Raw genomic sequence first — 4,941 nt, 5'->3', positions numbered from 1 at the left:
GGATTGCCGACCTACGTTCTCCCCTCCTGGCACGAATCCGTACACCGGGATGGAAAACGCTCTAACGGCATTGGTACATCGCCTGGGTGGGCCGGAAGGTCGGCACCCATTTGATCGGGAAGGGATTTTCGAACTATATGGAGCCTCTATCCCGGTAGGCCCGCCAAACCCAGGCGTGCCGTCCGGCCGAGTCGTATGCGCCCGTTTCCGTTCACTCTTCGTCCTCCTCCTCATCGGGCGGCGGCGCATTCTCACTTGCGGCCGGGCTTGTTTCCGAAACGGCCACGCCGGCTTCCTGCCAAGGCGTGACCTGGAGGTCTTCGAGTTTGAATTGGAACTCCTGAGCTTCGTTTTCGGCCTTCACCGAACTGATTTGGGTAAAGGGTTCGCCTTCGGTGAGCGCATCCCAAAATCCCTTGCCTTGATACTTGTCCAGCAATTCGCGGTTTGCTTGGTACAAGCCTTGGTTTTTCTCCGTGCACGCCTCAATCCATCGGGATCGCTCGGCCACCGCGCCGACCAGAAGCGCATTGTCCTGCTGGTATTTCTTCAACTGGCCGACCGCAGCGCGCAAACGCTCGTTGAGGCCGCGAATGCGTTCGGAATCCTGATGGATGCGCCCCTGCAGCGATTCGTTACCGGCTCTCAAGTTATCGAGACTGGCCTTCTGCTGCTGGACCACACTCTCCAATCCTTCGAGTTGCTTGATCTTGTCTTCAAGCTTTCCGACCTGGTCCAGCAAGGCGCTCTTTTCCCCTTCCAAAGCCGTCTTCTCCTGGCTCAACTGGCGCAGCATGCCCTGCGCCTTGCGCAAGGCTTGAGCCGCAGCACTGTCTTGCTTGGGCGCCTGGGCGTGTACTGCCGAAGGGCCAACCACGGCGCACCACAGCAACAGAAAAAGGACGGCGTTTTTCGTCCGCCGAATCAAGAAAAGCGAACGCATGTCGAATGGGCTCATGACTCGATCTCGATGTTTTATTCCAAATCGCTTTCAATCAGGAATTGTTTTGTAGGGTGGGTTAGGCCGCGAGGCCGTAACCCACCGAGCACCCGCGGACCTGTCCTGAGCCAAGTCGAAGGGTCGGTGGGTTACGCGGAGCCGAGGGGCTAACCCGCCATCGATGGGTTTCGCTTCGCTCTACCCATCCTACGATGAATGTTCTATCGAATGCCGAATGGAATTAGAACCGCGCGTTCAAGTCCACCAGCAGCACGTCGACCCCGAACGGAGGACCGTCGATTTCGTCGGCCGAGAGCCAGCGGATATTGGCCCAAGTGTTTTTCGCCAAGCCATATACCATGCCGGCCATCCATCCTTTCGCATCGGTCCCGGCCAAGTGGAAATTGGAGTCCGTGAACGCATCCAGCACCGAATCTCGCTCGAGATACTTGTATGCGAAGAAAGTGCTCCAGTCGCCGAACCTCAAGATTTCGGGCCTGCCTACGTCCAGGCGGACCTGAAAGGCAGTGGTTTTCGGCTTGATGTTCGACCCGGTACGACGAAGAATCTCCTTCTGGTCGAATCCGATATTCTCGGAATAATTGGCCGTAAACATGACGTGATTAGCGCCGAATCCGCTGTAATCCAGAGCGAACATTGCATCGATGATATTGAAGTCAGAAGCCAGACCAACGAGTCGGGTGTTGACGCTTGTATCGGTAGGATCGTTACTGATTCGAGCCAGACTATTGCCTTTCGTGAAGAATTCCGGCGCCGTCCAATCATTCCTGCGGCTACCGAGCGCATTGGGCTGCGCCACGATATTCTTGTAGTCGTAATAGGCAACGCCCGCCTTCACCCGAGTGTTGGTACCGAAAAGCCAATCCAGGCCGCTTTGTGCCGCCCACAGCCACTTGTCCTGAGATTCCAATTCGATTTCCTGCAAGGGAAAGGCGCCCAAGGTTAGGAAGGCCGTGTTAGGCGTCGAAAATCCCATATTGATTTGACGGTACTGAGGCCCCGACCTGAAGAAGTCCTGGGCAAGCTCTGCCTTGGGTCCGATAGGCAGGCGGAACGTGCCGGCGAAACCTTCGAAACTGAGGTCCGGGTCGAACAGGTTGTCCGTGGAAAGCCATGGATTGGCGAAACGCCCGGCCCATACGGTAAACCAGTCCGTTCCCTTTCCGTCCACGTGGTCGTATTGAAGAAAGGCCCGATCCAGCGCCACCTCATACTGTTTCCCGTATTGTCCCAAGGTTTGGTTGATGGAAATCGGGCTGCGATCGTTGCTGGTGGCCAGGCGAATGCCAGCTTTGAAGTGATCGGCGATTTGCGCCTCCAGTCCAAGGCGCACGCGAATTCGGTAACGCTGCCGGTCGACCGTGGTATTCAGGAAGGCATCCTCTCCCGCAGCAGTGATGCCGCCATCTTCATTGATTACCGGCCAGTTGAGATAACTGCCTTCCTGATTGTCGTCCGCAAATAACTGATCCTCGAAACGCACGCGAAAATCGCCCGACAACTTGAACCGGTTCACCCAATCCGGCAGAGCCGCCGGCACGCCCCATTTTTCCGTCTTGGCCTGGGACTTGACTTCCTTTACCACTTCGTCGCGCAGTTCCTTGCTCACCTCGGCGCGAATCTCGTCCTTCACGAAATCAGGGACGTAGGTCACCCGTACCGGTCCCGGCTTGCCCTTGTCCGGATTACCCTGTTTTGCAGCGACCTGCTCTTCCTTCGCGGCTTCCGCCTTGGCTTCCGCCGCAGCCTTGGTTTCCGCCTGCTTGATCATGTCCTCCGCTTTCGATTTGTCGATGATTCCCTGCTGCACCAGGATGTCGATCAAATTGAGCGTGGTGTTCTTGAGCTTCAGCAGTTCTTCTTTTTCTCCCGCCGCCGCGGTGGACGCCAAAATCAAGGCCAAAGGCGCGGCGAGCAGCTTGCGGTCTGCTTTCATGGAATTCCCCAAGTCGTGTTATTTCTGAGTCTGTTTTAGGAGCGGATGCGGATCTTCACCGGCTGCGGCATGTTCTCCGGAGGAGCTTTGAGCCTGGAGCGGAGTGTCCCCAAAGCCGAACGCAAGGCTTCGTCCACATCGCCGTCCCCGCTGGAAGAGGCCAGTTCGGCACGGGAAACGCTTCCGTCGGCGCCGATCCAGATATTCGCAATCACCGAAATCTTCTTGTCCCGCGCCTTGCTCTGGCTCAGCTTCTCCCGCAGTTCGTCCGCGATCTGGCGCTGCAACTGCTGGCCGTACCAGATGATGGCGTTGCCGCCGCCTCCCCCGATGAGCCCCCGTCCGCCTTTCTTGCCGACCAGCCCGAAAGCGTCGGACCCGGCGGCACCCTCGGCGTCGACGCCCAGATCCTCGCCGGGAGGCGGTTCATCCGCTTGCTGCTCGGGTTCCGGCTCGGGCTCCGGTTCCGGTTCTTCGATCTTCTCCTCCTTGATCTCCGGCTCCGGCGGCTTTTCCTCGGGCGGTGGCGGCGGAGGTGGCGGGGGCGGTTGGATCACGGTGATCTGCTGGACCTGTTTCTTGGTCTGCACCGGCTTTTCGAAAAGGTCCTTCAGAAAAAAAACCGCCACCGCGATCAGGACGATCAGAACCCCGCCGATCCCGAGCGGCAGATAGCGAAGCCAAGTTTTCTTGCTCATGGCGGGCGACGGAGACGAGGCTTACTTCACCAGTTTCTGCGTCACCAGGCCGAGCTGGCTGATCTGCAGGCGCGTGACCACGTCCAGCACGTCGATGACCTTTTCATACTGGATGGCGGCATCGGCCTTGAGCACCACCGGAAGGTCCGGCGTGGCCGCCTTGTACTGCGACAGACGGGTTTCGAGCTCCTGGAGGCTGACCGGATAGGTGTCCAGGTAAATGGTGCCGTCCTGGGTAATCGAAATCGCCTTGGTCTTCGGCTTGGACAGAGCGGGCGTGGCGCTGGCCTTGGGCAGGTTGACGGTGATGCCTTGTACCGTGGCGGTGGTCATGATGATGAAGATCAGCAGCAGCACATAGGCCACGTCCAGCATGGGCGTGATGTTGATGTCGTCGTAGACCTTCTCTTCGGATTCGACTTTCATGGCTTATCCCCCACGGTGACGCTCGGCCAGGCGCTCCGACACCATGGCCAGGAACTCGTCGGTGAACACCCGCATCTCCGCGGTGAGGTCCTTGATTTGGGTGAGCAGGTAGTTGTAGCCGAACAGGGCCGGGATAGCGACGGCGAGACCCGCGACGGTGGCGAGCAGCGCGCCGGAGATACCGGGCGCGATGGAGTTGATGTTGACGTCGCCTGTGGCGGCGATCACGGCGAAGGTGATCATCACCCCGAGCACGGTACCCAACAGGCCCAAGAACGGGCCGCCGGAGATGGCGATAGTGAGCAATACCATATTGCGGTTGAGCTTTTGCCCCTCGCGCACCACCGCCGCGTCGAGCCGCGCCCGCAGAACGTTGAGCGCCTCGTCGGTCAAGGGTTGGTTGGCCAAAGTGCCGAAGCGCTTTTTGAGCTCCTGAACCCCCGCGTGGTAGACGTGGTAGACGGGAGAACTCTGGAAGTGATCGTGCTTGCCCACCACCGCGGCAAGAAAATCCGATTCGCCGAGTTCCTTCTCCTCCTCGGTTTCTTCCTGATCCAGCGCTCCGGGATCGGCGGAAGCGTCCATGTTCCGGTATTGGTCGAGGAAGGCGCGGTTGTCCTTATTGGCCCTGGAGATAGCCAGCCCCTTGGTGACCATCACCAGGGCGCTGATCACGAACATGACGCCGCACAGGGCGATCACCACCCAGCCGTCGACGGTCAGACTTTGCAGGATGATGACGAAATAATTGGGACCGCCCGCCCCTTGCTTGGATTCGTCCTGGCCAAAACCGAGAACGTTGAAATCGGCGCTTTGGCTGCGCGCCAAGAGCTTGATCCAGTCGGCGGTACGCGCCGTGTTGGCAATCTGAACTTCGTCCAGAAAGCCGATGAGGCTATCGCCTGCGGCGCCGGCGCCCA

Annotated in this window: 5 protein-coding genes; all 5 read right to left on the bottom strand. The window is 58.9% G+C overall.

Translation table 11 applies throughout. The annotated features are described in order from the left end of the window. Positions 1–211 precede the first annotated feature (211 nt). Positions 212–958 (bottom strand): hypothetical protein, encoded by a 747-nt coding sequence (locus ABJK70_RS20100; RefSeq protein WP_077730074.1) that lies wholly within the window; start codon positions 956–958, stop codon positions 212–214. 223 nt (positions 959–1,181) lie between these two features. After that, complete coding sequence (locus tag ABJK70_RS20095; protein ID WP_347258884.1) at positions 1,182–2,897, bottom strand: putative porin; 1,716 nt, start codon at positions 2,895–2,897, stop codon at positions 1,182–1,184. Between the two features lie 35 nt (positions 2,898–2,932). Continuing rightward, complete coding sequence (locus tag ABJK70_RS20090) at positions 2,933–3,595, bottom strand: energy transducer TonB (protein WP_156881686.1); 663 nt, start codon at positions 3,593–3,595, stop codon at positions 2,933–2,935. A gap of 21 nt (positions 3,596–3,616) precedes the next feature. After that, on the bottom strand, positions 3,617–4,021 hold the full coding sequence (locus tag ABJK70_RS20085; protein WP_077730071.1) for a biopolymer transporter ExbD: 405 nt from the start codon (positions 4,019–4,021) through the stop codon (positions 3,617–3,619). Between the two features lie 3 nt (positions 4,022–4,024). Further along, the coding region (locus ABJK70_RS20080) for a MotA/TolQ/ExbB proton channel family protein (RefSeq protein WP_347258883.1) at positions 4,025–4,941 on the bottom strand (917 nt) is incomplete at its 5' end.

Source organism: Methylocaldum sp., assembly GCF_039794385.1.
In the GTDB taxonomy this organism is placed as follows: Bacteria; Pseudomonadota; Gammaproteobacteria; order Methylococcales; family Methylococcaceae; genus Methylocaldum.
This window is presented reverse-complemented; position numbering and strand designations above follow the sequence as displayed.

Bases quoted from the DNA above. Each gene is read 5' to 3' on its own strand.
- ABJK70_RS20100 (WP_077730074.1), bottom strand. From the start codon at position 958: ATGAGCCCATTCGACATGCGTTCGCTTTTCTTGATTCGGCGGACGAAA.
- ABJK70_RS20095 (WP_347258884.1), bottom strand. From the start codon at position 2,897: ATGAAAGCAGACCGCAAGCTGCTCGCCGCGCCTTTGGCCTTGATTTTG.
- ABJK70_RS20090 (WP_156881686.1), bottom strand. From the start codon at position 3,595: ATGAGCAAGAAAACTTGGCTTCGCTATCTGCCGCTCGGGATCGGCGGG.
- ABJK70_RS20085 (WP_077730071.1), bottom strand. From the start codon at position 4,021: ATGAAAGTCGAATCCGAAGAGAAGGTCTACGACGACATCAACATCACG.